The following is a 22553-nucleotide window of genomic DNA, read 5'->3' on the forward strand; positions in this document are numbered from 1 at the left end:
GATGAGCGATGATGACACAGCGAGCACGACACCCTTGGTGAGTCTTGAAGCGTAGACAACTTCATGATCCACAGGTGTCGTGCTCGCTCCTCATCCGGGCACGGCCCTCAGGACGACGTCAGGCCAAAAAGGACATTCGCGGACTACTCCGGGGCCCTGACAGACCAGGCTGGTGACGAAGGTGCCGTCGGTCATCATCCGGGACTCACCGCGCCAGTGCTGGCGCAGCCGCCGGTCGTGGCTGACCACCACCACGGCCCCCCGGTATTCATCGAGAGCGGCCTCCAGCTCCTCGACCAGGCCCAACGAGAGGTGGTTGGTGGGCTCGTCGAGCAGCAGCAGGTCGGCGGGCTGGCTGAACAGCCGGGCCAGCGCCAGCCGCTGACGTTGCCCGGTGGAGAGCCGGCCGACCGGGACGGTGAGGCTCTCCCGGGTGAAGAGCCCGAGGGAGATCAGGCTGGAGATGTGGTCCTCGGCGGGTCCGGGCCGTCCGTCGGCGAAGGCGGCCAGCAGGGTCCGTTCCGGCTGGACGGCGGACACCTCCTGGGGGAGGTAACCGAACCGGCCCCGACGGGTCACCTGGCCGCTGTCGCAGGCGAGGTCACCGGCGAGGACACGCAGCAACGTGCTCTTCCCGGCGCCGTTCGGTCCACAGACCAGCAGCCGCTGTCCCGTCTCGACGGTGAGCGAGGTGGGCTTCAGACGACCGGGAACCGTCACCTCCCGGGCATCCAGCAGCACCCCGGTGGCCTGCGCCGTACGCAGCGGCGGGGCGAACCGGAGCGGGTCGGGTGGCGGCGGCACCGGCTCCTCCTGGAGGCGTTGCAGCCGCTGCTCCGCGTTGCGGACCCGGCTCGCGACCGACTGCTGCACCCGACCGGCGTTGCGGTCATAGGCCATCTTGTTGCGGTCCTTCATCGCCCGGCCGTGCGCCACCTGCCGGGCGGTGGTCGCCGCCATCTCCCGCAGCCGGTCCGTCTCCGCCTGCCACTGCTCGTACGCCTGCTGCCAGCGCTGCCGGGACGCCGCCTTCTCCGCCAGGTAGCCGGCGTACCCGCCGCCGTAGCGGACCACGGTGCGCCGGTCGGCGTCCACCTCGATCAGGCCGGTGGCGACCTGTTCCAGGAAGACCCGGTCGTGGGAGACGACGACCGTGGTGCCGCGCCGGCCGCGCAGGTACTCCTCCAACCAGCTCAGCGCGGTGTCGTCGAGGTGGTTGGTCGGCTCGTCGAGCAGCAGCACCTCGCTGTTGGCGGCCAGCACCGCCGCCAGGTGCAGTCGGGCCTGCTCCCCGCCGGAGAGACCGCCCAGCGGCCGGTCCCGGTCGACGGTGGCCAGCCCCAGCCCGTACATGGCCCGCTCGACCCGGGCGTCGGCCTCGTAGCCTCCGCGCAGCTCGAAGGCGGTCGCCAGGTCGCCGTACTCGATCAGGTCGTTCTCGTTGCCGGCGGCGAGCTGTGGCTCCAACTCCCGCAGCCGCGCCTCCATCGCGCGCAGGTCGGCCAGCGCGGCGTCGATGGCCTCCTGCACCGTGAGGTGCCCGGGCAGGGAGATGTCCTGGGCGAGGTATCCGACACCGCCGTCCGCGGTGACAATCACCTGCCCCTCGTCTGGCTCCTCGCGGCCGGCGAGCATGCGCAGCAGCGTCGACTTGCCGGAGCCGTTCTCGCCGATGATCCCCGTACGTCCGTCCGGGGAAACGGCGAAGGTGACGCCGTCGAGCAGGAGTCGCTCGCCGTATGCCTTGGTCACGGCGTGGACGCTGATCTGGGTGGGCACGCGGACACTCCGAAGCGTCGTGGTCGGCAACCGCCGGGGTGGCAGGTCGGACTCGGGGAACGCTCAGCGGAGCATCAGACCCTCCCTAGATAGTGACTACCATCGCGAAAAAATGATGACATGGTCGAACCGGCTTCGCCAACCGATCTCCGTCATCAGCAGGCCAACGGGGTACGACCGTCGTCGTCGGAGGATCAGCCGGGTGGAGGCGGACACTCGATGACGCGATCGGGTTTCCGGCGAACAGACACAGGTGCGGCTGCCCGGGGAAGATCTGAACTGCCGCATCGTGCGAGTCCGCCTCCACGATGGTGTAGCCGGTCATCGCGCCGGTGAGGTCCTCGACGCCCTGCGCCGTGACCAGCTTCTTCGCGTTCGACAGAGCCCCGACATCGATGAGAGCCTTTTCGTTGGCCTGCGCCCATGACGCCTGGAACCCTCCGGCTGAACGCACCGAGGGAGCCGAATCATCCCGTGGCGCGCCTCCGATGGGGACCGGAGTTTTCACTCAGTGAAAGACCGAGCACCCTAGACATCCGATCCGGAACAGGTCCGAAACTTCCGGTTGAAAAACCTGGAATGTTCTGCCAGCCTGAGGGTCATCGACAGGTGTGAACGTTAACCATCCGCACAGTGGCAGAGAGATTTCCCATCCCACGCTGGAGGATCAGCATGATTTCCCGGACCCGCCCCCGGGCATAGTCGACTACGAATACTGTCGCCTTCCGGAAGTGCCGCGATAGTTGCGGTGTTGAGCCGCAGCAGAACGACTCCACATTCGGCAACGCCGAACGGATCGTCGACCACGCCATCAGCCGGGGGATGAAGGTGCGCGGCCACCAGGGCCCTGGAGTAGTCCGGGGCCCTGGAGCGGTCCCTTGGCTGGCTGATGCTGCACCGCAGGCTCGCCCGCGACTACGAGACCCGCCCGGACAGCTCCGAGGCCATGATCCATATCGCGATGATCGACAACGTCAGCCGCCGAATAACGGACGAATCAACACCTACCTGGAGAGGGACGTACTAGTAGATCAAGTGCAAATCGAATGCCCTCTTACACCTACAACAAGATTGTCTCCGGCAGCGGCACCACCGAATTCTCTGGCCTGAACCGCACATTCACCGACCCGACGGCGCCGTATCACATCGACCGAATCGTCCGGGCGCACTGTGGCGACAGCCACTACGGGCAGTTGCGCCAACAGCTCACAATTAAGAAGATCGCATTGCTCGTCGATACGTTCTGGTTCGTCGACCCGGATGACACCACGCTCAGCGGCGACCTGCTCTTCGCCCTCATGACTGCCGCCACCGGGCGGGAACGGCCGGTGTACTACGTCAACCAGGCAGAAAGCCCAGGATTGTTCAACAAATACTACGACATGTGCCGGGCCGCGCACGACGTGAGCGACGAGACGCTCTGGCCCCAAGCCGGATAGCGTGCCCACCCGTCAGGGTGGAACCACGACAACGTACACGACCCCGCAGGAGATCCGATGGGCTGGATCGGCGCTAACACCGAGCTGCTAGGGGTAATTCTGGCGACTATTGGTATCCTACTCAGCCTCTACACGGTGCAGCGCAGCAGGGCCGGTGCCCGGCTCGACGCCTTCAGCCGCATCCATGAACAACTCCTTGATCCGGAGATCCAGTACGGCAGACAACTACTGCTCAAGGTCCGCGGGCCAGCGGACGTTCCGCCGGTCGGCAGCCCGGAGTGGCGCGCCATCAACCAGGCGGTCACGGCCTACCACACCTTGGCAATCTATGCCGAACGTCGTGTGATCGACCGGAGTCTCGCCCTGGAGGCGTGGCATCACAGCCTGCGCGACGCCGGGCCCTCCGTACAGATATTCGCCGCCGCCCGAGCGTGTCTCTCCCCCAGGATGTGGCAGCCGTGGCCGGAACTGCTGCGCCTGTTCCGTCGCGCCGAGCAGCACCGGAGCAGGTCCGGATGCTGCCCGGAGCCGGTCTCGGATGCCGGGTACCGCACTCGCCGGATCGCCCGGGCCGGGATAGCGCGGCTCACCAGGCTGTGGCGCTCCGTTCAGGCACGCCTCCTGCACAGTCTCCGGTAGACGTCGAAGTCGTACAGGGCGCAGCCGGCCTTTACGAGGAGGCTGGCAAGCGTGCTTGCGGGGCCGATCCCGCCGCGCCGACCCCTTGCCGAAGATCCGATACGAGCCGCTCGATCTGCTTATACAGCTGGTGGGCGATACTGGGTTTGAACCAGTGACCTCTTCCGTGTCAAGGAAGCGCGCTCCCACTGCGCCAATCGCCCGTGGTGACCGGCCGCAGGTGCGGTCGGATCGCGAGCGGACGACGGGATTCGAACCCGCGACCCTCACCTTGGCAAGGTGATGCGCTACCAGCTGCGCTACGTCCGCCTGCTCCCGTCAAGCGCCGGGAACGGGCCAACTGTACCCGATGGCAAGATCGCCGGGGGCGCCGCCCCCGAGCCCACCGTGATTGCGCCGCTCATCCCCCGGGTACAGAACTTCCCCGACAGCACACCGCACCCCCGGACAAAGGAGGCTGTCATGGGTATCGGCACCAGCATCTTTCTGTTGGCGCTCGGCGCCATCCTCACCTTCGCGGTCAACGCCAGCATCGGCGGGCTCGATGTGGACGTGGTCGGCTGGATCCTGATGGCCGCCGGCGTGCTCGGCCTGGTCCTGACGACGCTCCTTCGGAGCCGCCGTCGCCAGACGGTCGCCACCACCACGGAGGAGCCGGTGGAGTACCGCCGGGTCGAGGAGCGTCGGGACGTCGCGCCGCCGATGTGACCGGCTGCGGGTGGTGGCGACCACCGGACGGTGGCCGCCACCACCACGCGTCGGCGACGCGGCGCGGCACGCACAGTTCGTCGACTCAGGGGCGGCCGGCGGCGAGTTCCGTGGCGACGGGCGCGTCCCAGTCGATCCGGTAGCGCTGCTCCGGGCCGAGCGTCCGCTCCGGGTCGAGGAAGGTACGCAACGCCAACGGCATCATCAGCCGCATCATCCGCTTCGCGATCGGGCCGACCGTCTTGGTGGAGGTCGTCTGCCGACCCCGCCGGAGCACCTTCTCGACCCGCCCACGGCGCAGCCGCTCGTACGCGTCGAACGCGGCCGGCACGTCGGAGTGGTCCCGCAGGCAGCGGGCCAACTGCACGGCGCTCTCCACGGCCAGTGACGCACCCTGGCCGGAACTCGGTGACGGCGCGTGCACCGCATCACCCACCAGCGCCATCCGACCGCCGTACCAACGCGGCACCGACGGCATGCTCTCGATCGATCCGATGGCCACCAGGTCGTCCGGCTCGGTGTGGGCGAGGACCTGCCGGGCCGGCACGTCGTCGGCGAACACCTCGCGGAGCCGGCGCAACCACTGCGATCGCGGAATCTGGCTCGCCTCGGCGTAGCTGGTCGGTCGGCGGTCCGGCACGTTGGCGAACCAGGCGGTGCGACCGTCGGGCTGCACCCAGTAGCCGAAGAAGGCACGGGCACCGAAGACGAAGTACATCGCCTCCGGATCGGCGTCGGGCACCGCGTACCCGGCCGCGCCACCGAGATTCAGCAGTGGCAGCACCTGCGGCCCCGGTGCCTGCGGGTCGATGAGCGTACGCACCCGGGAGCGGATGCCGTCCGCGCCGATCAGCACGTCGGCGCTGGCCGTGGAGCCGTCGGCGAACCGGGCGAGCACGCCGTCGGCGTGCTGTTCGGCGTCGACCAGTCGCTTGTCGTACCAGATGCGTACGCCCTGCGCCTCGGCCCGCTCGCGCAGCACCCGGGCCAGGTCGTCGCGCCACAGCCCCAGTGTGACCGGTTCCACCGACACGTGCGGGAAGGCGCCGATGCGGCCTCCGCGACCGTCGGTGACCACGGTCCGTCGCATGGGCAGTCCCACGCACTCGACGGCCCGCGCGGCGTCGACCCAGCGCAACGCGGCAAGCCCGTTGGGCGCCATGGTCAGGGTGACTCCGCTCCCCTCGGCCGCCGACGGGTACGCCTCGTGGACCGTGGCCTCGATCCCGACCCGGCCCAGCGCCATCGCGGTCACCGGCCCGGCTATCCCGCCGCCGATCACCAACGCGGTTCGGACGGATGTCATGCGCGACCCCCCATGGTCTCCTGCCAGGACTTCGCATAGTCCGGCTGCTTGAGTGACTCGATCAGCTCGGTGACGAACCGGCGCTCGGCCTCCAGCAGCGTGAGCGCGTACTGCTCCTCGACCAGGAAGATCCAGGCGACGCCGTCGGCGCGGGCCTCGTCCACGGTCGTGCGGGTCTCCTCGATCCGGCCGGCCAGCGCCGCCGACCGGCGGCGCAGCACCTCGACCGCCTCGTCGGGCGGGAGCAGGCTGAGCAACGACAGCGCGACGGCGAAGTGCGGATATTCGTCGCGGGGCTGGGCGAGCAGGGAGCGCAGCCAGTCGTGCACCTCGTGGCGGCCCTCTTCGGTGATCGCGTACACCGTGCGCTCGGGTCGGGCGCTGTCCCGGACCGTCTCCTGCGCGGTGACGAAGCCGGCCCTGTCGAGCTGCTCGATGACCATGTAGAGGGAGCTGCGGGTGTACCGGATGAGCTTGTCCTGACCGGTCTGCTTGAGCCGTCGGCCCAACTCGTAGGGGTGCATCGGCTCCCACATCAGCCAGGCCAGCACGGCCAGGGCCAGCGGGTTGGGCACTCTCCGACGTCGCTCCACCACCACTCCTTTAGTCAATGCTGACTATGCAGGACTGACCAATAGAGCGTCAACCCGCTCCCGGAAGGTGTGACGTGGACATGCGAAAAGCCCGCTACCGGAGATCCGGTAGCGGGCTTTGATCTGCTGGTGGGCGATACTGGGTTTGAACCAGTGACCTCTTCCGTGTCAAGGAAGCGCGCTCCCACTGCGCCAATCGCCCTTGCTGTTCTTACCGAGGTGGGGACGGGATTTGAACCCGCGTACACGGCTTTGCAGGCCGTTGCCTCGCCTCTCGGCCACCCCACCGAGGTTGCCCCCGTCACGCGTGGCGGCAGCTCCGAGCGGACGACGGGATTCGAACCCGCGACCCTCACCTTGGCAAGGTGATGCGCTACCACTGCGCTACGTCCGCACGCCCCGGGAGAACCCGGTGACGGATGAGAACTCTAGCCGAGCGGTGGAACGGATGCCAAATCGGGCTCCCGTCCCGGCGGGTCCGGAACTGTCCACCTTCCGACTGTCGTAAGCAGGATTAACAGGGGTTTGGTGACCGGACGTATCCGTTTCGATCGGATACGGTGACGGGCGTGACGAGACGTGCGGCGGAGATCCGCCTGGATGCCCTGCTGCGCACCGCATGTGACGTGATCGGGCAGCGCGGGTTGGCGAACACCCGCACGGCTGATGTGGCGCAGGCCGCCGGGGTGAGCCAGGCACTTGTCTTCTACCACTTTGCCACGAAGGAACGACTGCTCGCCCAGGCCTTCGCGTACGCCGTCGAGCAGGATCTGGCCCGGCTGGACGCGGTCACCCGCTCCAGCGCTCCCCCGCTGAGCAAGCTCCGCCGCATCCTGCGCCTCTACACCCCGGCCGGGCGTGCCACCTCCTGGTCCATGTGGATCGACGGCTGGGCGGAGTCCCTGCGTACTCCCGAGTTGGAGAAGGTCTCCCGCAAGCTGGACCTGCGGTGGCGGCAGGACCTCGCCACGGTGATCGCCGACGGGGTCCGGGAGGGCAGCTTCGTCTGCACCGACCCGGCGGGCGCGGCCTGGCGGATCAGCGCCGTGATGGATGGCCTGGCGGTGCAGCTCGCGGTGCACGACCGGGTGATCTCCCGCCGGCAGTTCGCCGAGTGGGTGCGCCTGGTGACCGCCCGCGAACTCGGGCTGGATGCCGAGCAGCTGGACTAGCCGCGACCGGCGCCACCGAATCCGGCGGGTTACCCGAGCCACCGACGGGAACAAAGGCGGCATGGAGCTGCTGAAGACGTACCGGCGCAGCCTGGCCGAGTTCACCGACCGGGTGGAACAGGTACACCCCGGCCAATGGTCAGCCGCCACCCCCTGCCCCGGCTGGGACGTCCGCACACTTGTCAACCATGTGGTCGGCGAGGAACGCTGGAGCGTGCCGCTGCTCGCCGGGCGCACCATCGACGAGGTCGGTGACCGCTACGACGGCGACCAGCTGGGTGCGGACCCGATCCAGACCGCCCGCGAGGCCGCGGCGCAGGCCGAGGTCGCCGCGACCAGCCCGGGGACCCTGGACCGGACGGTGCACCTGTCGGCCGGCGCGACCTCCGCCGAGGAGTACCTGCACCAACTCCTGGCCGAACACCTCGTCCACGGCTGGGACCTGGCGGTGGCGATCGGCGCGGACCCGACGATGGACGCCGACGCGGTCGCCGAGGCGGCCCGCTGGTACTCCCGCCACGTCGCGGACTACCGGCGCAACGGCCTCGTCGAACCTGAGGTCGAGCTGCCCGCCGGAGCAGGTGAACAGGACCGACTCCTCGCCGCCTTCGGCCGCGACCCCGACTGGGCACCGTGACGTGACCTGACGCCACAGCGGGGACGGACGGATGCCGCCCGCCCCGCCGTGGCCCAGGTCAACTCAGGTAACCGCCGTCGCGGGGCACCGTCCGCCACCGGCTGCGCGGGTCCGACCGCCGTTCCCAAGGCCCGGGCGTCGGAGCGCCGGCATCGACCGCTGCCTCGGGTTCACGGGTCAGCTGCCGCAGCCGCAGCAGCAGGCCCACCCCGAGGAAGAGCAGCAGGCCGCCGAGGAGGAAGGCCACCTCGGTCAGACCCAGCCCGCTGCCGGTCCGGTTACCGGCCGCGTCGGCGTCCGGCGGGTCGGCCGCCCCGCCCGCGTACCCCGCGTCGTCGGCGGGATCGCTCTCCTCCTCGGTCGGATCCACCGTCGGCACCTCGACCGGCTCCTCCGTCGGGTCCACCGTCGGGTCCACCGTCGGCGCCTGGGACGGGGTGGGTGACGCGGTCGTGGGGCGGGCTTCCACCCTCCGACCCACCACCTCGCGGGTCGCCGTCTGCCGGGACAGCAACCGCGAGTTCCGGTCGTACGCCTCAGCGGCGAGGCTCACCCGCCCCCGGTCGACGTCCCGGTCGAACGCGATCCGGTACCGCGCGGTGACCGTACGCCCCGGGCAGAGCGTGCCCGGGTCGAGCTGACGGTCGGTCAGTCGAGCCGCGTCGCCCTCGGCACGCACCTCCACCGGGAACGAACCTGTCTCCTCGATCCGATCCACCCGCACCTGGTCCAGTCGCAACCCCTGCACCCCCAGCACCAGGGACCAGCGCACCTTGATGCAGTCGCCCCGGTCGTCGCGGGACACCACAGCGGAGACCGTCGCCACCCGCCCACCGGCGGTGAACTGGTCCGGCAGGCCGCCGAGTTCGGTGGCGAACGCCGCGTGCGCCGGCGCGGTCATGGCGAAGTCCACCCCGGTGAGACATGCCAGCGCCACCCCGATCCGTAGCGTGTAACGCCACAGCCTCTTCACGATCCGTCCTCCCGTTGGTCGTCTCCATTGGCAACGCTAGGAGCGCGGGAGGCCACCCGGTAGACGGGCGTGTTCGCACGTACCGTGAAGCGAGATGCCCGATTTCACGTACGGTATTGAACCGCTCACGGATCACCCGCGACACGCCGGGCACGGTGACGGTGGACAATCACCGGATGTCCGCCCTCTCCACCGCCTTCGTCCGGCTGCACGCCCGACTCGCCCCCGTCGCCTTCGTGCCCGAGGTGCGGCTGCACCAGGCGGACGAGCCGATCGGGTTGTGGGAGCTGACCGAGGGCGAGTTCCGCAGCGACCGTCCGCCACCGTTCTGGGCCTTCGCCTGGGCCGGCGGCCAGGCTCTGGCGCGCTACGTCATCGACCACCCGGAGACGGTGGCCGGTCGCCGGGTGCTCGACCTGGCCTCCGGCTCCGGCCTGGTGGCCATCGCCGCCGCCCGGGCCGGCGCGACCGCCGTCCGCGCCGTGGAGGTCGACGAACTGGCCGTCGCGGCCGTCGCACTCAACGCCGAGGCCAACGGGGTACGCGTCGACGCCGAACTCGGCGACCTCCTCGACGGCGACGCGGGCGACGCCGAGGTGATCCTGGCCGGTGACGTCTTCTACAGCGGGGCGATGGCCAACCGGGTCCTGCGGTTCCTGCTGCGTGCCACCCGGGCCGGCGCGTCGGTGCTGGTCGGCGATCCGGGGCGGGTCTTCCTGCCCCGGGAACGCTTCGACGAACTCGCCACCTACGAGGTGCCGGTCAGCGAGGCGCTGGAGAGCGTACGGGTGAAGCGCACCACGGTGTGGCGGCTGCGTAACAGCCGACCGGGACCGGCCGACTAGCGTGACGCCGTGCTGTTCCGCAGCTGGGAGCAGGTCCCGACGCCCGCAGCGGCCGGGGCCGGCGTTACCCATTGGCCCGACGTGGCCCGGGTCGCCGACCACGTGGGCGTCGAGCACCTGCTGGTGACCCGGCACGCCCTGGTCCGGCAGGTGCTCACCGATCCCACCACGTTCCGACCCGACAACGCGCTGGACGCGGTCACCCCGTTGCCGGTGGCCGCGCTGCGGGTGCTCGCCGCCCATCGGTTCCGGCTACCACCGACGCTGGCCAACAACGGTGGCGTCAGTCATCCGGGGATCCGTGCCCTGGTCGCCGAGGCCCTGCACCCGCAGCGGGTGGTCGCCCAACGGGACTGGTTGACCGCGCTGGTCCGGCAGCGGGTCGGCGAACTGACCGCCGCCCTGGACACCGGCGCACCGGTCGACCTGCACGCGGGTCTCGCCGCCGACCTGCCGCTGCTGGTCCTGGCCCGGCTGGTCGACCTGCCCGACGCCCCCGTCGCGGCGGTGAAGGAGTTCGCCCGCGCGGCGCTGGAACTCTTCTGGGCGCCGCTGGACGCCGAGCGGCAGCGGGTACTCGCCGCCGAGGTGGGGCGTTTCCACCGGCTGCTACGGGATTTCGCGGCCACCGGCGACGGTCTGGTCGCGTCCCTGCGCGCCGCCGGGCACCCGCCCGACGTGGTCGTCGGCGCGCTGTTCTTCCTGCTGGTCGCCGGGCAGGAGACCACCTCGCAGTTTCTCACCCTGCTGCTGCACCGGCTCACCGGTGAGCCGGCGGTGCTCACCGGGCTGTGCGACGGCTCGGTCGACGCCGCCGACGTGGTGGAGGAGGGGCTGCGACTGGAACCGCCGATCGTCACCTGGCGGCGGGTCGCCGCCGTGGACACCACGCTGGGCGGGACGGGGGTGCCGGCGGGTACCAGTGTGGTGTTGTGGCTGGCCCGAGCCGGACGGGACCCGCACGTCGTCGAATCTCCGGACGATTTCCGCCCGGGGCAGCGCGGCTCGCGCCGGCATGTGGCCTTCGGGGCGGGCGCGCACCGCTGCGTCGGCCACCAACTCGCCCGGATGGAAGCCGTCACGCTGGTGCGCGAGGCCGCGCCGCTGCTGTCCGGGGTACGCGTGGTGCGTCCGCCCCACTATCCCGACAATCTCACCTTCCGGATGCCCGACACCTTCGTCGTCCGCCGTCGGGTCGGGCGTGCGGTGACGAGAGCGTGAGTTGACGAAAGTCAGGGCCGGGTGGTGCCTTTCGGGCACGGTGGGTCGGCCCGTCGCGGACCTAATGTCCGGACATGATTACGTTACGTGCGTTGACCAAGCGGTTCGGGGAGACCACCGCGGTCGACGAGCTGACCTTCGAGATCGGTCCCGGCCGCGTCACCGGCTTCCTCGGGCCCAACGGCGCCGGCAAGTCGACCACCATGCGGCTGATCCTGGGACTGGACCAGCCCACCGCCGGCCAGGCGCTGATCGGCGGGCGATCGTACCGCGAGCTGCGCCGGCCGCTGCACGAGATCGGTGCGCTGCTGGACGCGCGGGCCCTGCATCCAGCCCGCTCCGGCCGGGCCCACCTGTCCGCGATGGCCGCCAGCAACGGCATATCCGAACGCCGGGTAGAGGAGGTGCTCGCCACCGTCGGGCTCGACGATCGGGCGGCGGCCAAGCCGGCTCGCGCACTCTCCCTCGGCATGGGTCAGCGGCTCGGCATCGCCGGTGCCCTGCTCGGTGACCCGCCGGTGCTGATGTTCGACGAACCGGTGAACGGTCTCGACCCGGACGGGGTGCGCTGGATCCGGCAGCTCAGCCGGTCCCTGGCCGCCGAGGGCCGGACGGTGCTGATCTCCAGCCACCTGATGAGTGAGATGCAGCAGACCGCGGACTGGTTGGTGGTGCTCGGCCAGGGCCGGCTGATCGCCGACGCGCCGACCGCTCAGGTGATCGCCGACAGCGGGCTCGCCGTACGGGTCCGCAGCCCGCAGCCGGCCGGGCTGGCTGCCCTCGCCGACCGGCTGACCGCCGCCGATGCGGTGGTCGAGTCCGGCGGACCCGACGAGCTGACCGTCACCGGCAGCACCGTCGAGCGCGTGGGAGAGCTGGCGTACGAACTCGGGGTGCCGCTGCACGAGTTGGCTTCGCACGAGGCATCCCTGGAGCGGGCCTTCATGGCCCTGACCGCCAACCAGGTCGAGTACCCGGCCGGCGCGGGAGGTGCGGCGGCATGACCACGATCCGCGCGGAGTGGACCAAGCTCCGGACGGTACGCAGCACCTGGTGGACGGTGCTCGCCGCGGTGGTGCTCATGGCGGCCACCGCCGGGCAGCTGGCGATCTACGTCGCCAACGGCAACACGAACGACGATGCGAGCGACGATGCCGGGGTGGTGCCGTTGGGCAGCGTGCTCATCGATTCGCTGGAGCTGGTCCAGTACGCCGTGCTGGCCCTCGGCCTACTGATGATCACCAGCGAGTTCACCACCGGGACGATCCGCACCACCCTGCAGTGCACGCCGTCGCGGGGTCGCGTACTGCTGGCCAAGGCGGCGGTCACCGCGACCGTGACCTTCGGTCTCGGGCTGCTACTCGGCGGCGTCGGCGCGCTTGTCGCTTCGCCGGTGCTCGGTGAATGGGGTGCCGCGCCGGTGACCGGCACCCTCCGCGACGTGGTCGCGCTGGCCGCCTACCTGGCGTTGATCGGTGTTCTGGCGCTCGGGCTCGGAGCCTTCCTGCGCAGCGCGGTGCTCACCCTGACGGTTCTCCTCGCGGTGCTGATGATCGTGCCACTGTCGCTGCGCGATCCGGACATCACGGCACTGAACCGGATCGCCGACGCACTACCCGGCGAGGCCGGTCGGCACTTCCTGGTCGGCGACGGGCGACCGTATCCGGCGGCGGTCGGGCTGCTGTTGCTCGCCGGCTGGGCCGCCGCGGCGCTGCTCGCCGGCCGAGCGGCGCTGCGCAGACGCGACGCGTGAGAGGTCAGGCGGGGCTGGTGCCTACTCGACTGGTTCGACCAGCCCCGCCTCGTACGCGAGGATCGCCGCCTGCACCCGGTTACGCACCTCAAGCCGGGTGAAGATGCTTGTCAGGTAGGTCTTCACGGTGCCCTCGACCAGATACAGCCGGCGGGCGATCTCGGCGTTGGACAGTCCCGCCCCGACCAACGCCAACACCTCCCGCTCCCGGGTGGTCAGCCCGGCCAGCCGGTCCTGGGCCAGCGGTCGACGGGCAACCCGGTCGCCGCCCAGCTCGATCACCCGGCGGGCCACCGTCGGGGACAGGTAGGCGCCGCCACCGGCTACCGCGTGCACCCCGGCGATCAGTTCCCGCGGGTCGCCGGACTTGAGCAGGAAGCCGCTCGCCCCGTGACCCAGTGCCCGGGCCACATGGTCGTCCTCGCCGAACGTGGTGAGCATGATGGTGGCCGTCTGCGGCACCGTACGGCGGATCTCGGCGGCGGCGGCGAGCCCGTCCAGCTTCGGCATCCGGATGTCCAGCAGGGCCAGCCGAGGTCGGTGGGCCCTGGCCAGTTCCACGGCCGCCCGGCCGTCGCCGGCCTCGGCGACCACCTCGATGCCGGGGTCGGTGGCCAGGATCGCCCGGACGCCCGCCCGGATCATCGCCTCGTCGTCGGCCAACAGCACCCGTACCGGCTCCAACTGGACGCTCGTCATTCGTTCATCCGCACCTTGCTGACCAGCCGCCCGTCGACGAAGCACAACCGCCACGTCGGCTCGGCCAGCGGGAAGTTGCCGTCGGTGTAGTACTCGCAGTCCGGCCGCGCCCCGGCAGGCCGGTCGACCTGCCGGGGCGGCAGGCCAACCAGGTCGCCCCGGGCGACACCCACCGGCAGTTCCTCGAAGGTGCTCTGGTCCAGCACGGTGCCGACGGTGGCCACCGGGTAGTAGATCAGCGACAGTGCCAGCGTGAGGCCGACCGGTGCGCCGAGCGCCACCAGCAGGCTGCGCCGGACCTGCCGGCGGGCTGCCGAGCCAACCGGGTGACCGCCGGCAGCAGCCGAGCCGGCCGGCGCCGCGTCGGGCAGGTCGGTCACGTCGGGCAGGGCCGCGAGAGCGGCGTCAGCGTTGCTGGCGGCGGCAGGTAGGGGTAATCGGGCTCGGACGCCGAATCCGCCCTGCGGACGTTCCCCGGCGCTGAGCGAGCCACCGGCGAGCCGGACCCGTTCGGCCAGGGCGAACAGGCCGGAGCCGGTGGCGGGCGGTCCCGGCAGCGGACCGGCCGGCGGTGACTCGTTGACCACCTCCACTACGACACCGTCCCCCCGCCGCACCACGCTGACCGTCACCTCGGCTCCGGGCGCGTACCGGGCGGCATTCGTCAACGCCTCGCGCACCAACCCGTACACGGCGTGCCACGTCAGCTCCGGCAGGGCCGGCGGCGCGTTCGGCAGGCCCGGCGGCACCTCCGCCGGGTCCGGCGACATGCTCCGTAGGTCCAGCCGCACCGCCATGCCGGCCTCCCGCGCGCCGTCGACCAGTTCGGCGATGTCCTCCCCGGCGGGGCGGGTGGTGACCGGTGCGGTCTCCTCACGAAGCACCCCGATGATCCCGTGCAGCCGCTCGGTCGCCTCGGCCACACTGGCCCGCAGCTCACCGGCGGCGGCGCGGTGCCGGACGTCGAGTCCGTCGGCGAGTTCCAGTGCGGCGGCACGCAGCGCGATCAGGCTCAGCGCGTGCCCGAGCGAGTCGTGCATCTCCCGCGCGATGCGGGCCCGCTCGCGCAGCCGGATCCGTTCCGCCGCCCCCTGTCGCTCGTGCGTACGGGCCTGTTCGTAGCGGCGACCGGCGTCGACCAGCGCGGCCTGTTGCCGCCGGTACCTGCCGATCAGCCAGGGAAAGACACCCGCGAAGAGCAGCACCGTGGCGAGCAGGAACCAGGTGGCCATGCCGGTACCGAGCAGCCCGAGATTGAGCAGCGTCCCACCCGCCGCGACCACCGCGAACCCCACGGCCACCGGCAGCGGACGTGGACTGCGTCGGCCGGCCAGGTAGCTGAACACCGGGATGGCGAAGACGAAGTTGCCGTCGAGCAGCGTACCGAGCACCACCACGAGCAGGGCGACAAGCGGCAGCCGCCGACTCACCGCGACCGCGACACCGGCCCCGCCCAGGCCGATGAGCAGCGACGCCATGGCGTCGCGGGAGTACGGCGGAGTAGCGCCGACGTACCCGAACGGCGCGGCCAGCACCGCCCAGAGCAGCAGGTCACGCCACCTCTTGTGCACAGCGGTCACGCTACCCACCCCCGGCCGAGGTCGGCACTGACGAAAGTCAGCAGGTCGGCGGGTTCGGGTCAGATGGTTTCGTCAGCCCAGGCGCGCCAGTCGTCGAGTACGCCGTACAGCGCCGGGGTGAGCCAGCCCGGCGCGGAGCGCCGGAACACTCCCGGATCGATCGACCCGGCCCCGGCCGGCAGCGCGCCGAGCAGGTTCGGCAGCAGGTCGCTCAGGTTCGCCCAGTGCACCAGCTCCGGCTCGGTCGGCCAGGCACCGATCACGACCCCCGCCGGCACGGCCCGCCGGTCCAGGGCCTCCAGGGTGAGCGCGGTGTGGTTCAGGGTGCCCAGGCCGGCCCGGGCCACCACCACCGCCGCAGCGCCGAGCGACACGGCCAGGTCGGCGACCGTCCACGGCTCCCCCGACGGCCGCAGGCCCATCGGTACGAGCAGTCCACCGGCTCCCTCGATCAGCACCAGATCGTGCTTGTCGGCCTCTTCCCGCACCGCGTCGACCGCGCTGTACAGCTCCAGCGGCGGCAGCTCGGCCACCCGGGCCGCGGCCAACGGCGCGAGCGGGTCCGGGAAGCTGGCCAGCGTACGACCGGTCATCGGGGCGGCCAGCCGGGCGACCGTCTCGACGTCGGCGGGGTCGCCGGTCGCCGTACCGGTCTGGCCCGGTTTGACCACCGCGACCCGCAGTCCGGCCGCCTGCGCCGCGGCCGTGATGGCCGCGGTCACCACCGTCTTGCCGACCTCGGTGTCGGTGCCGGTGACCAGCACCGGTCCACGCCACTGATCCGTCACGGCGCACATTCCACGATGACCTCCAGGGCGTGTTCGAATTCCGCTCGCGGCATCCCGGCGCTGATCGTCAGGCGCAGCCTCGACCGGTTGTCGGGGGTGGACGGCGGGCGGAAACAGCCGACCGCAACTCCACGGTCCCGGCAGGCGGTGGCCCACGCCGTCGCCGCCTCCGGACCGGGTGCGGTGACCGAGACGACGGCGGCGTCGGCGGCGGAGACGTCCAGGCCGGCGGCGCGCAGCCGGCCGACCGCGAGGGTGACCCGCTCGGCCAGTTCGGCGCGCAGGCCGGCGCCGGAGCGGGCCAGCTCGACGGCGGCCTGCGCCCCGGCCGCCACCACGGGTGGCAGGGCGGTGTCGTAGATGAAGGTCCGCGCGGTCTCCACCAGGTGCCGGACGAATTCGGCCGGGCCGGCCACCACGCCGCCGGCTCCGCCGAGCGCCTTGGACAGGGTCGCGGTGACCACCACGTCGGGTTCGCCGGTCAGCCCGGCACCGGCCACCGCGCCGGCGCCGTCCGGGCCGAGCACGCCCACCGCGTGCGCGTCGTCGACGAGCAGCAACGCGCCGTGTTCGCGGGCGGTGGCGTGCAGCCGCGCCAGCGGGGCGAGGTCACCGTCGACGGAGAAGACCGACTCGGTGACCACCACGGCTGGCCGACCCGGTGCGGCGGCGAGGGCGGCGGCGACCGCCGCCACGTCGGCGTGCGGCGTCACCAGCGTTTCCGCACCGGAGATACGACAGCCGTCGATCAGTGAGGCGTGGTTGTGCGCGTCCGAGACCAGCAGCGTGCGGGGACGCACCAGCGCGCGGACCGCCCCGAGGTTGGCCAGGTAACCGGAGGAGAAGACCAGAGCCCGATCGGTGCCGAGCCAGTCGGCGAGCGTCTCCTCCAACGTGCGGTGGGCTTCGGTCGACCCGCGCACCAGCCGCGAGCCGGTCGCACCCAGCCCGTACGCGGCGAGGGACCGGGCGGCGGCGGCGATCACCTCGGGGTGCGTGGCCAGGCCCAGGTAGTCGTTGCCGGCCAGGTCGATCACGCCGTCGGCGGCGGCGCGGGGGTACAGCCGGCGGGTCAGTCCCGCCTTCGCCCGCAGCTCGGCACGGCGGTCCAGCGCCGCCAGCCAGTCCGCCACGACCACGTCCCTTCCGCCGGTTTCCGCCCGTCAGTCGCTTCCGCCGGGCGAAGTTACCACCCGGGATACCCAGACCGGCGTGGCGGCGTACGGCTCGCCGCGCCAGCTCAGGCCGGTGCCGACCGCGCCACCGGTGCGACGCTCGGCCCCACCCGCGCCGGACGGTGCCGTCGCGTCGAGCCACCGGGCGGCCGGGTCGGACCGGGCGACGCGGCGGCCTTGTAGGGTACGTGCCATGCCAGAGATCCTCGACCGGGCCCGGGACCAGGTGCTGCACAACGGCGTCGGTCTCGACGAGGCCGGTGTCCTCGCCGTGCTGAACCTGCCCGACGAGCACCTGTCCGCCACCCTCCAGCTCGCCCACGAGGTGCGGATGCGCTGGTGCGGCCCGGAGGTCGAGGTCGAGGGCATCGTGTCGCTGAAGACCGGCGGCTGCCCGGAGGACTGCCACTTCTGCTCCCAGTCCGGCCTGTTCACCTCGCCGGTGCGGTCGGTCTGGCTGGACATTCCATCGCTGGTGCAGGCGGCGAAGCAGACCGCCGCGACCGGGGCGACCGAGTTCTGCATCGTGGCCGCCGTCCGGGGCCCGGACGCCCGGCTGATGAAGCAGATGCGGGAGGGCGTCGCCGCGATCAGGGCCGAGGTCGACATCCAGGTCGCCGCCTCGCTCGGCATGCTCACTCAGAAGCAGGTCGACGAGCTGGTCGACATGGGGGTGCACCGCTACAACCACAACCTGGAGACCTGCCGGTCGTACTTCCCGAACGTGGTCACCACGCACTCCTGGGAGGAGCGGTGGGAGACCCTGCGGATGGTCCGCGAATCCGGCATGGAGGTCTGTTGCGGCGGCATCCTCGGCCTCGGCGAGACGGTCGAGCAGCGGGCCGAGTTCGCCGCGCAGCTCGCCGAGCTGGATCCGCACGAGGTGCCGTTGAACTTCCTCAACCCTCGGCCGGGTACGCCGCTTGGTGACCGCCAGGTGGTGGAGGGCAAGGACGCGCTGCGGGCCATCGCCGCCTTCCGGCTGGCCATGCCGCGCACCATCCTGCGGTACGCGGGCGGCCGGGAGATCACCCTGGGTGATCTCGGTACCCGCGACGGGCTGCTCGGCGGCATCAATGCCGTGATCGTCGGCAACTACCTGACCACCCTCGGTCGACCCGCCACCGACGACCTCACGCTGCTCGACGAGCTGAAGATGCCGGTCAAGGCGCTGTCGGCGACCCTGTGATGCCGGCCGTGGCAGGTCGGACCTGGTGCGACAGGTGCGGGGAAGCGGCGGCGTCCGGCGCGCACGAGCAGTGTGCGGCGGCCCGGGTCCTGGAGCCGCCCCGGTACTGCGCCGAGTGCCGGCGTCGGATGAAGGTGCAGGTGCTGCCGGTCGGCTGGTCGGCGATCTGCGTCGAGCACGGCGAGATGTGGAGCTGAGCGGATGCTGCGCGGCACGGCGGTGACGCTACGACCGGCGACGGCCGACGACGTGGCCGCATTGGCGAGGATCCGCGCCGAGCCTGAGGTGCGCCGCTGGTGGCGCGGCGACGACGACCTGGTCGCCGCCGTCGCCGCCGATCTCGCCGACGACGACCTGACCGTGTACGCCATCGAGCACGGCGACCGGGTGGTCGGCGCGATCCAGTGGTACGCCGAGGACGACCCCGACTACCGGCACGCCAGCCTGGACATCTTCCTCGACCCGTCGGTACGCGGTGGCGGGCTCGCCGGCGACGCCATCCGCACCCTGGTTCGGCACCTGATCGACGCTTACGGCCATCACCGCTTCACCATCGACCCGGCCGCGGCGAACACCCCCGCGATCCGGGCGTACGCCAAGGTTGGTTTCCGCCCGGTCGGGGTGCTGCGCCGCTACGAGCGCGGTGCCGACGGCCGCTGGCGCGACGGCCTGCTGATGGACCTGCTCGCCGACGAACTGGCCGACTGACCCCGTCACCCGCCGGTCGTGCGCAGCGTGCGCCGAGCCCGCTGCGCGAAGGTGCCTGGCCCTCGACGGCGTCCGGCCGCGATAGCGAACCCACCGAGGCGCAGTGAGCTGCTCTGTCACGCGACACGACGCCGCCGAGGTCAGGCGATCGGCCCTCAGGCGATGGTGCAGGTGGCGCCGTTGAGCGTGAACGAGGTGGGCTTCGGGTTGCTGCCGGTGTGCGTGCCGTTGAAGCCGAGGCCGACCGACGCGCCCGGCGCCAGGTTGCCGTTGTACGACAGGTTGGTGGCGGTCACCGCCGCACCCGTCTGGGACCAGGTGGCCGACCAACCCTGGCCGACCCGCTGCCCGGCGTTCGGGAAGCTGAACGCCAGCGTCCAGCCGTTGATCGCGGTCGTGCCGGTGTTGGTGATGGTGATGTTCGCGGTGAAACCGGCGCTCCAGTCGTTGGTGCCGTAGGTGACCCGGCAGGGCGAGGTGGGCAGCGGCGCCGACGTGGTCACCATCACCGTGCCCGAGGGCGGTGAGGTGTTGCCGGCCGCGTCGATCGCGACCACGTAGAAGGGGGTCGCGCTGTCAGGAGTCAGGCCGGTCAGCCTGTAGGTCGGCTCGGTGACCGTGTCGATCAGGGTGTCGACCAGGTACGAACGGTAGATCCGGTACCCGACGACGCCCACGTTGTCGGTCGACGGGGCCCAGGTGAGCGTGGCGCTCGTCGAGGTGACCGCGGAGACCGTGGGCGTGCCGGGCTTGGTCGGTGGGACGGTGTCACCCGTGTCGACGGCGGGTGTCGTCACGGTCAGCGTCGGTGAGGAGAAGGACGTGTTGCCGGCCCTGTCCCGGGCCTGCACGCTGAACTCGTACGTCCGGGCCGGTGTCACGTCGATCGTCAGCGAGTTGGTGCTGGCGTTGTGCAACACGATCGCGTCGCTGCCGACCTGGCGGGTGCTGACGAGGTAGACGTCGATCCCACTGCCGGAGTCGGTGGACGGCTCCCAGGTCAGGCTCACCGCGCGAGGGCTGACCGAGGTGGCCACCGGGGTGCCGGGGGTGGTCGGCCGGGTGGTGTCGGGGGCGTCCGGCGCGGGCTCCGAACCCCACACCACCTCGCCTCCGGAGTAGAGCGGCACGTTGCGGTTCGGGCCGGCGGTGGCCTGGTACGAGGGGTCGTTCGCCGGGTTCCAGGTGCCGCCCTCGGGCACGCCGACCTTGAACTGCACCTCCATCCGGTGCTGCGACTGGCCGGCCGGCGCGATGGTGTGCCCGGTGCAGTCGACCTCGACGTACCAGAGGTCACCGCTGGCCTGGCGGGCGGTGGTCGGCGCCGGACAGCCCTGGGTGTAGCTGGAGGTCACCTGCACCGGGCCGGTGCCGTCAGGCCGGAAGTAGTAGCGGAACTTCGCGTCGGTCAGCGCCCGGGCCGGGAAGGCCGACTTGTTGTAGATGATCGCCTTGATGCCGGTGGCCCGCGTCTCGTTCTGCATCACCGTGGTCTCCACGGTCAGCTCGTCGATGTCGGGCTGCTCGGGCACGGGGAAGTTGGCCGGCGGGGTGCCGCCGTACTCCTGGGACAGCCGGGCCAGCGCGGAGGTGAAGCCGGCGTTGTAGTCGGTGGCGACCTCGTTCATCACGTAGTCCGACCGGTTGTCGGTGTACGCGTCGTTCGGCGAGGACGGCCCGCCGACCAGCGCGCCGTAGAGGGTGTGCCGGGTCTCGGTGGGCACGGTCATGCTGTCCCACCAGGAGCCGTGCGCGGTGCGGTGGTGCGGGTTCTTCGGCGGGTTCGCGCCGAAGCCGATCACGTAGCTGGAGTTGCGGGGGTTGTCGCCGAGCGCGTAGTTGATCTGCCGGACGGCGAAGTCGTGGTAGCGCGCCTTACGGGTCGCGTCGGTGGTCTTGTCGCTGTAGACCAGCGCGGCGAAGGCGGTGTTGGCGGCGTACCGCAGCGCGCCCCACGAGTCGAGCACCGCCATTCCGCCGGGCGAGTACCGGACCCGCTCGCCGTTGACGCCGACCGTCCAGAAGTCCAGCCACCGGTTGGCGTCGTCGACGTACTTCTGCTTGCCGGTCAGGTTGGCCAGCAGCACGTACGCTCCGAACTGCTTGTTGTCCCAGGCGACGGTCCACTTGTAGGAGCGGGTGGTGGTCTGCGGCTCGGTGCCGAGCTTGTCGTACTCGCTCTCCGCCTTGGCCAGGTACGCGGCGTCACCGGTGGCCCGGTACAACCAGAGGGCGCCCCAGCACAGCTCGTCCTGGTAGCCGCTCCACGAGCGGTAGAAGCTGGTCGCGTCGGTGATGCACTCGTGGTAGTTCTTCCGCACCGTGTCGGCGAAGGTGTAGAGCTGCTTCGCGTGGGTCAGCAGCTTGTCGGCGTACGCGGCGTCGGTGGGTCGGAACACCATGGACGAGGCGGCCATCGCGGCGGCGGTCTCCCCCGCCAGGTCCGCGCCGCCACAACTCGCGTCGATCTTGTACGCGGGGCGCGCCATCGGCATCACCTCGGCCGGCCCCCACCATTTGTGGTCGTCGTCGCCCTTGCCTACCTGGCCGTAGAGGACGTTCGGCGACGGGTGCGCCCTGATGAAGTAGTCGTTCACGTAACGAAGGTTGTTCAGCAGGTGGGTGAGCTGTCCGGCGGCGGCGTACCCGGCCCGGTACTCGACCGCACCCCAGGCCAGCATCGTGGCGCTGAACGCCATCGGGAAGCCGAACTTCACGTGGTCACCGGCGTCGTACCAGCCGCCGGTGAGGTCGAGTCCGGCGTCCGAGCCATCGCGGAGCGCCGAGTCCCCGCGCCACGAGACGCGGTTCCAGTCCGGCAGTTCCCCGGACTGCTGCGCCTCGTAGAACAGCAGGGACTTCTGTAGCGCCTCGGCATAGTTGAAGGCCGGCGCGGCGGCGGCACCGGCACCGTCGGTCGGTGCGGCGGCGGCACCGGTCGCGGGTACGCCGAGCGCAAGCGCGAGGCCGGCGGCGAGCGCGGTGACGGCGGCCAGCATCCGGCGGGGCCAGGGCTGGTCGGGACGGTGGCGCGGCGAGGGCCGATCCGGCTGAGGTCGGTTGCCGAGGACGCGGCCCGACCGTGGGGGTAGGTGCATGCGACTACTCCTGTCGATGCGTGCCCGACGGCATCGACCGGACGCGTGCCCGCGTCGGAGTGGACGGCTGCCGACGGTGGTGGTGGCGAGGTGACTCCAACAGGACCGGGAGCGCTCCCATGGATAGTTGACAATGTAATCCGGGTACCGGCGGTTGGGAAGCCCGCCCGGCGAACCCGTCGGGCGTTGCCACCGGTGAGGCGTTCGACCACCAGGCCGGTGACACCACCTACATTGCGAAACCTGGTCTC

General features: G+C 71.1%; 22 protein-coding genes, 5 tRNA genes and 2 pseudogenes. 13 read left to right on the forward strand and 16 right to left on the reverse strand.

Going from position 1 to position 22553, the window contains the following annotated elements:
• Positions 1-183: 183 nt before the first annotated feature.
• Both abc-f and AC2CHE_RS19695 read right to left on the reverse strand, forming a co-directional pair.
• Positions 184-1779: pseudogene (gene abc-f / locus AC2CHE_RS19690) on the reverse strand (ribosomal protection-like ABC-F family protein); the annotation flags it as partial.
• An 85-nt stretch (positions 1780-1864) separates the two neighbouring features.
• A complete protein-coding gene (locus AC2CHE_RS19695; protein ID WP_484506362.1) occupies positions 1865-2233 on the reverse strand; it encodes a hypothetical protein in 369 nt (122 codons plus the stop codon).
• A gap of 411 nt (positions 2234-2644) precedes the next feature.
• Between AC2CHE_RS19695 and AC2CHE_RS19700 the strand changes: the two are divergent.
• The 3 genes and pseudogenes from AC2CHE_RS19700 to AC2CHE_RS19710 all read left to right on the forward strand — a co-directional run.
• A pseudogene (locus AC2CHE_RS19700) lies at positions 2645-2806 on the forward strand (IS5/IS1182 family transposase); the annotation flags it as partial.
• A gap of 19 nt (positions 2807-2825) precedes the next feature.
• The gene (locus AC2CHE_RS19705) at positions 2826-3218 is read left to right on the forward strand and encodes a hypothetical protein (protein ID WP_484506363.1); all 393 of its coding nucleotides are present in this window, start codon (positions 2826-2828) and stop codon (positions 3216-3218) included.
• Positions 3219-3353: 135 nt separating this feature from the next.
• Positions 3354-3857, forward strand: a complete 504-nt coding sequence (locus AC2CHE_RS19710; protein ID WP_484506364.1) for a hypothetical protein — start codon at positions 3354-3356, stop codon at positions 3855-3857.
• A 128-nt stretch (positions 3858-3985) separates the two neighbouring features.
• Here AC2CHE_RS19710 and AC2CHE_RS19715 read toward each other — a convergent pair.
• A tRNA-Val gene (locus tag AC2CHE_RS19715) sits at positions 3986-4060 on the reverse strand.
• Between the two features lie 33 nt (positions 4061-4093).
• Positions 4094-4166 (reverse strand) — tRNA-Gly (locus AC2CHE_RS19720).
• A gap of 153 nt (positions 4167-4319) precedes the next feature.
• Here AC2CHE_RS19720 and AC2CHE_RS19725 point away from each other — a divergent pair.
• Complete coding sequence (locus AC2CHE_RS19725; protein WP_484506365.1) at positions 4320-4565, forward strand: DUF6458 family protein; 246 nt, start codon at positions 4320-4322, stop codon at positions 4563-4565.
• A gap of 85 nt (positions 4566-4650) precedes the next feature.
• Here AC2CHE_RS19725 and AC2CHE_RS19730 read toward each other — a convergent pair whose 3' ends face one another.
• The 5 genes from AC2CHE_RS19730 to AC2CHE_RS19750 form a co-directional block, all read right to left on the reverse strand.
• Positions 4651-5871, reverse strand: a complete 1221-nt coding sequence (locus tag AC2CHE_RS19730; protein WP_484506366.1) for an FAD-dependent monooxygenase — start codon at positions 5869-5871, stop codon at positions 4651-4653.
• Positions 5868-6464 carry a PadR family transcriptional regulator gene (locus tag AC2CHE_RS19735; RefSeq protein WP_484506367.1) on the reverse strand — a complete coding sequence of 199 codons (597 nt, stop codon included), beginning with the start codon at positions 6462-6464 and terminating at the stop codon, positions 5868-5870. The genes AC2CHE_RS19730 and AC2CHE_RS19735 overlap by 4 nt, the downstream gene beginning before the upstream one ends.
• 127 nt (positions 6465-6591) lie before the next feature.
• Positions 6592-6666, reverse strand: a tRNA-Val gene (locus tag AC2CHE_RS19740).
• A 15-nt stretch (positions 6667-6681) separates the two neighbouring features.
• Positions 6682-6752 (reverse strand) — tRNA-Cys (locus tag AC2CHE_RS19745).
• A gap of 34 nt (positions 6753-6786) precedes the next feature.
• Positions 6787-6858, reverse strand: a tRNA-Gly gene (locus AC2CHE_RS19750).
• Between the two features lie 175 nt (positions 6859-7033).
• On the opposite strand from AC2CHE_RS19750, the gene AC2CHE_RS19755 reads away from it, so the two are divergent.
• Positions 7034-7636: a TetR/AcrR family transcriptional regulator gene (locus tag AC2CHE_RS19755; RefSeq protein ID WP_484506368.1), complete on the forward strand. Its 603-nt coding sequence runs from the start codon at positions 7034-7036 to the stop codon at positions 7634-7636.
• Between the two features lie 61 nt (positions 7637-7697).
• Entirely contained in the window at positions 7698-8273 is a 576-nt protein-coding gene (locus tag AC2CHE_RS19760; RefSeq protein WP_484506369.1) for a TIGR03086 family metal-binding protein, read from the forward strand.
• Positions 8274-8331: 58 nt separating this feature from the next.
• On the opposite strand, the gene AC2CHE_RS19765 is transcribed toward AC2CHE_RS19760, so the two are convergent.
• Complete coding sequence (locus tag AC2CHE_RS19765) at positions 8332-9246, reverse strand: PT domain-containing protein (protein ID WP_484506370.1); 915 nt, start codon at positions 9244-9246, stop codon at positions 8332-8334.
• 176 nt (positions 9247-9422) lie between these two features.
• Between AC2CHE_RS19765 and AC2CHE_RS19770 the strand changes: the two genes are divergently transcribed.
• The 4 genes from AC2CHE_RS19770 (at position 9423) to AC2CHE_RS19785 (ending at position 13065) form a co-directional block, all read left to right on the forward strand.
• Entirely contained in the window at positions 9423-10091 is a 669-nt protein-coding gene (locus AC2CHE_RS19770; protein WP_484506371.1) for a class I SAM-dependent methyltransferase, read from the forward strand.
• A gap of 12 nt (positions 10092-10103) precedes the next feature.
• On the forward strand, positions 10104-11312 hold the full coding sequence (locus AC2CHE_RS19775) for a cytochrome P450 (protein WP_484506396.1): 1209 nt from the start codon (positions 10104-10106) through the stop codon (positions 11310-11312).
• A 74-nt stretch (positions 11313-11386) separates the two neighbouring features.
• Positions 11387-12316, forward strand: a complete 930-nt coding sequence (locus AC2CHE_RS19780) for an ATP-binding cassette domain-containing protein (RefSeq protein ID WP_484506372.1) — start codon at positions 11387-11389, stop codon at positions 12314-12316.
• Positions 12313-13065 (forward strand): ABC transporter permease, encoded by a 753-nt coding sequence (locus AC2CHE_RS19785; RefSeq protein WP_484506373.1) that lies wholly within the window; start codon positions 12313-12315, stop codon positions 13063-13065. Before AC2CHE_RS19780 ends, AC2CHE_RS19785 begins: the two co-directional genes overlap by 4 nt.
• 21 nt (positions 13066-13086) lie before the next feature.
• On the opposite strand, the gene AC2CHE_RS19790 is transcribed toward AC2CHE_RS19785, so the two are convergent.
• The 5 genes from AC2CHE_RS19790 to AC2CHE_RS19810 are packed head-to-tail and all read right to left on the reverse strand — an operon-like array spanning position 13087 to position 17502.
• Positions 13087-13764, reverse strand: coding sequence for a response regulator (locus AC2CHE_RS19790; protein WP_484506374.1), 678 nt, complete (start codon positions 13762-13764; stop codon positions 13087-13089).
• The gene (locus tag AC2CHE_RS19795; RefSeq protein WP_484506375.1) at positions 13761-15344 is read right to left on the reverse strand and encodes a sensor histidine kinase; all 1584 of its coding nucleotides are present in this window, start codon (positions 15342-15344) and stop codon (positions 13761-13763) included. The genes AC2CHE_RS19790 and AC2CHE_RS19795 overlap by 4 nt, the downstream gene beginning before the upstream one ends.
• Before the next feature lie 59 nt (positions 15345-15403).
• Entirely contained in the window at positions 15404-16141 is a 738-nt protein-coding gene (gene bioD / locus AC2CHE_RS19800; protein ID WP_484506376.1) for a dethiobiotin synthase, read from the reverse strand.
• Positions 16129-17265, reverse strand: a complete 1137-nt coding sequence (locus AC2CHE_RS19805; RefSeq protein ID WP_484506377.1) for an 8-amino-7-oxononanoate synthase — start codon at positions 17263-17265, stop codon at positions 16129-16131. The genes bioD and AC2CHE_RS19805 overlap by 13 nt, the downstream gene beginning before the upstream one ends.
• A gap of 30 nt (positions 17266-17295) precedes the next feature.
• Positions 17296-17502, reverse strand: a complete 207-nt coding sequence (locus tag AC2CHE_RS19810; RefSeq protein ID WP_484506378.1) for a hypothetical protein — start codon at positions 17500-17502, stop codon at positions 17296-17298.
• On the opposite strand from AC2CHE_RS19810, the gene bioB reads away from it, so the two are divergent.
• From bioB to AC2CHE_RS19825, 3 genes are read left to right on the forward strand one after another with little or no spacing between them, the layout of a single operon-like run.
• Complete coding sequence (gene bioB / locus AC2CHE_RS19815; protein WP_484506379.1) at positions 17501-18496, forward strand: biotin synthase BioB; 996 nt, start codon at positions 17501-17503, stop codon at positions 18494-18496. The genes AC2CHE_RS19810 and bioB overlap by 2 nt on opposite strands.
• Complete coding sequence (gene bsaP / locus AC2CHE_RS19820) at positions 18496-18693, forward strand: biotin synthase auxiliary protein BsaP (RefSeq protein WP_484506380.1); 198 nt, start codon at positions 18496-18498, stop codon at positions 18691-18693. The genes bioB and bsaP overlap by 1 nt, the downstream gene beginning before the upstream one ends.
• Positions 18694-18697: 4 nt before the next feature.
• Positions 18698-19204 (forward strand): GNAT family N-acetyltransferase, encoded by a 507-nt coding sequence (locus AC2CHE_RS19825; protein WP_484506381.1) that lies wholly within the window; start codon positions 18698-18700, stop codon positions 19202-19204.
• Positions 19205-19359: 155 nt separating this feature from the next.
• Here the strand turns inward: AC2CHE_RS19825 and AC2CHE_RS19830 are convergent, their stop codons facing one another.
• Positions 19360-22203: a glycoside hydrolase family 9 protein gene (locus AC2CHE_RS19830; RefSeq protein WP_484506397.1), complete on the reverse strand. Its 2844-nt coding sequence runs from the start codon at positions 22201-22203 to the stop codon at positions 19360-19362.
• Between the last annotated feature and the right edge of the window lie 350 nt (positions 22204-22553).

This window comes from Micromonospora sp. ATLC16 (genome assembly GCF_057196645.1).

What these genes read in the sequence shown, in the direction of transcription:
- AC2CHE_RS19785 (WP_484506373.1), top strand. Translation starts at nt 12,313, where the DNA reads ATGACCACGATCCGCGCGGAGTGGACCAAGCTCCGGACGGTACGCAGC.
- bsaP (WP_484506380.1), top strand. Translation starts at nt 18,496, where the DNA reads ATGCCGGCCGTGGCAGGTCGGACCTGGTGCGACAGGTGCGGGGAAGCG.
- AC2CHE_RS19830 (WP_484506397.1), bottom strand. Translation starts at nt 22,203, where the DNA reads ATGCTGGCCGCCGTCACCGCGCTCGCCGCCGGCCTCGCGCTTGCGCTC.
- AC2CHE_RS19780 (WP_484506372.1), top strand. Translation starts at nt 11,387, where the DNA reads ATGATTACGTTACGTGCGTTGACCAAGCGGTTCGGGGAGACCACCGCG.
- AC2CHE_RS19790 (WP_484506374.1), bottom strand. Translation starts at nt 13,764, where the DNA reads ATGACGAGCGTCCAGTTGGAGCCGGTACGGGTGCTGTTGGCCGACGAC.
- AC2CHE_RS19730 (WP_484506366.1), bottom strand. Translation starts at nt 5,871, where the DNA reads ATGACATCCGTCCGAACCGCGTTGGTGATCGGCGGCGGGATAGCCGGG.
- AC2CHE_RS19705 (WP_484506363.1), top strand. Translation starts at nt 2,826, where the DNA reads ATGCCCTCTTACACCTACAACAAGATTGTCTCCGGCAGCGGCACCACC.
- AC2CHE_RS19760 (WP_484506369.1), top strand. Translation starts at nt 7,698, where the DNA reads ATGGAGCTGCTGAAGACGTACCGGCGCAGCCTGGCCGAGTTCACCGAC.
- AC2CHE_RS19810 (WP_484506378.1), bottom strand. Translation starts at nt 17,502, where the DNA reads ATGGCACGTACCCTACAAGGCCGCCGCGTCGCCCGGTCCGACCCGGCC.
- bioB (WP_484506379.1), top strand. Translation starts at nt 17,501, where the DNA reads ATGCCAGAGATCCTCGACCGGGCCCGGGACCAGGTGCTGCACAACGGC.
- AC2CHE_RS19770 (WP_484506371.1), top strand. Translation starts at nt 9,423, where the DNA reads ATGTCCGCCCTCTCCACCGCCTTCGTCCGGCTGCACGCCCGACTCGCC.
- AC2CHE_RS19825 (WP_484506381.1), top strand. Translation starts at nt 18,698, where the DNA reads ATGCTGCGCGGCACGGCGGTGACGCTACGACCGGCGACGGCCGACGAC.
- AC2CHE_RS19725 (WP_484506365.1), top strand. Translation starts at nt 4,320, where the DNA reads ATGGGTATCGGCACCAGCATCTTTCTGTTGGCGCTCGGCGCCATCCTC.
- bioD (WP_484506376.1), bottom strand. Translation starts at nt 16,141, where the DNA reads ATGTGCGCCGTGACGGATCAGTGGCGTGGACCGGTGCTGGTCACCGGC.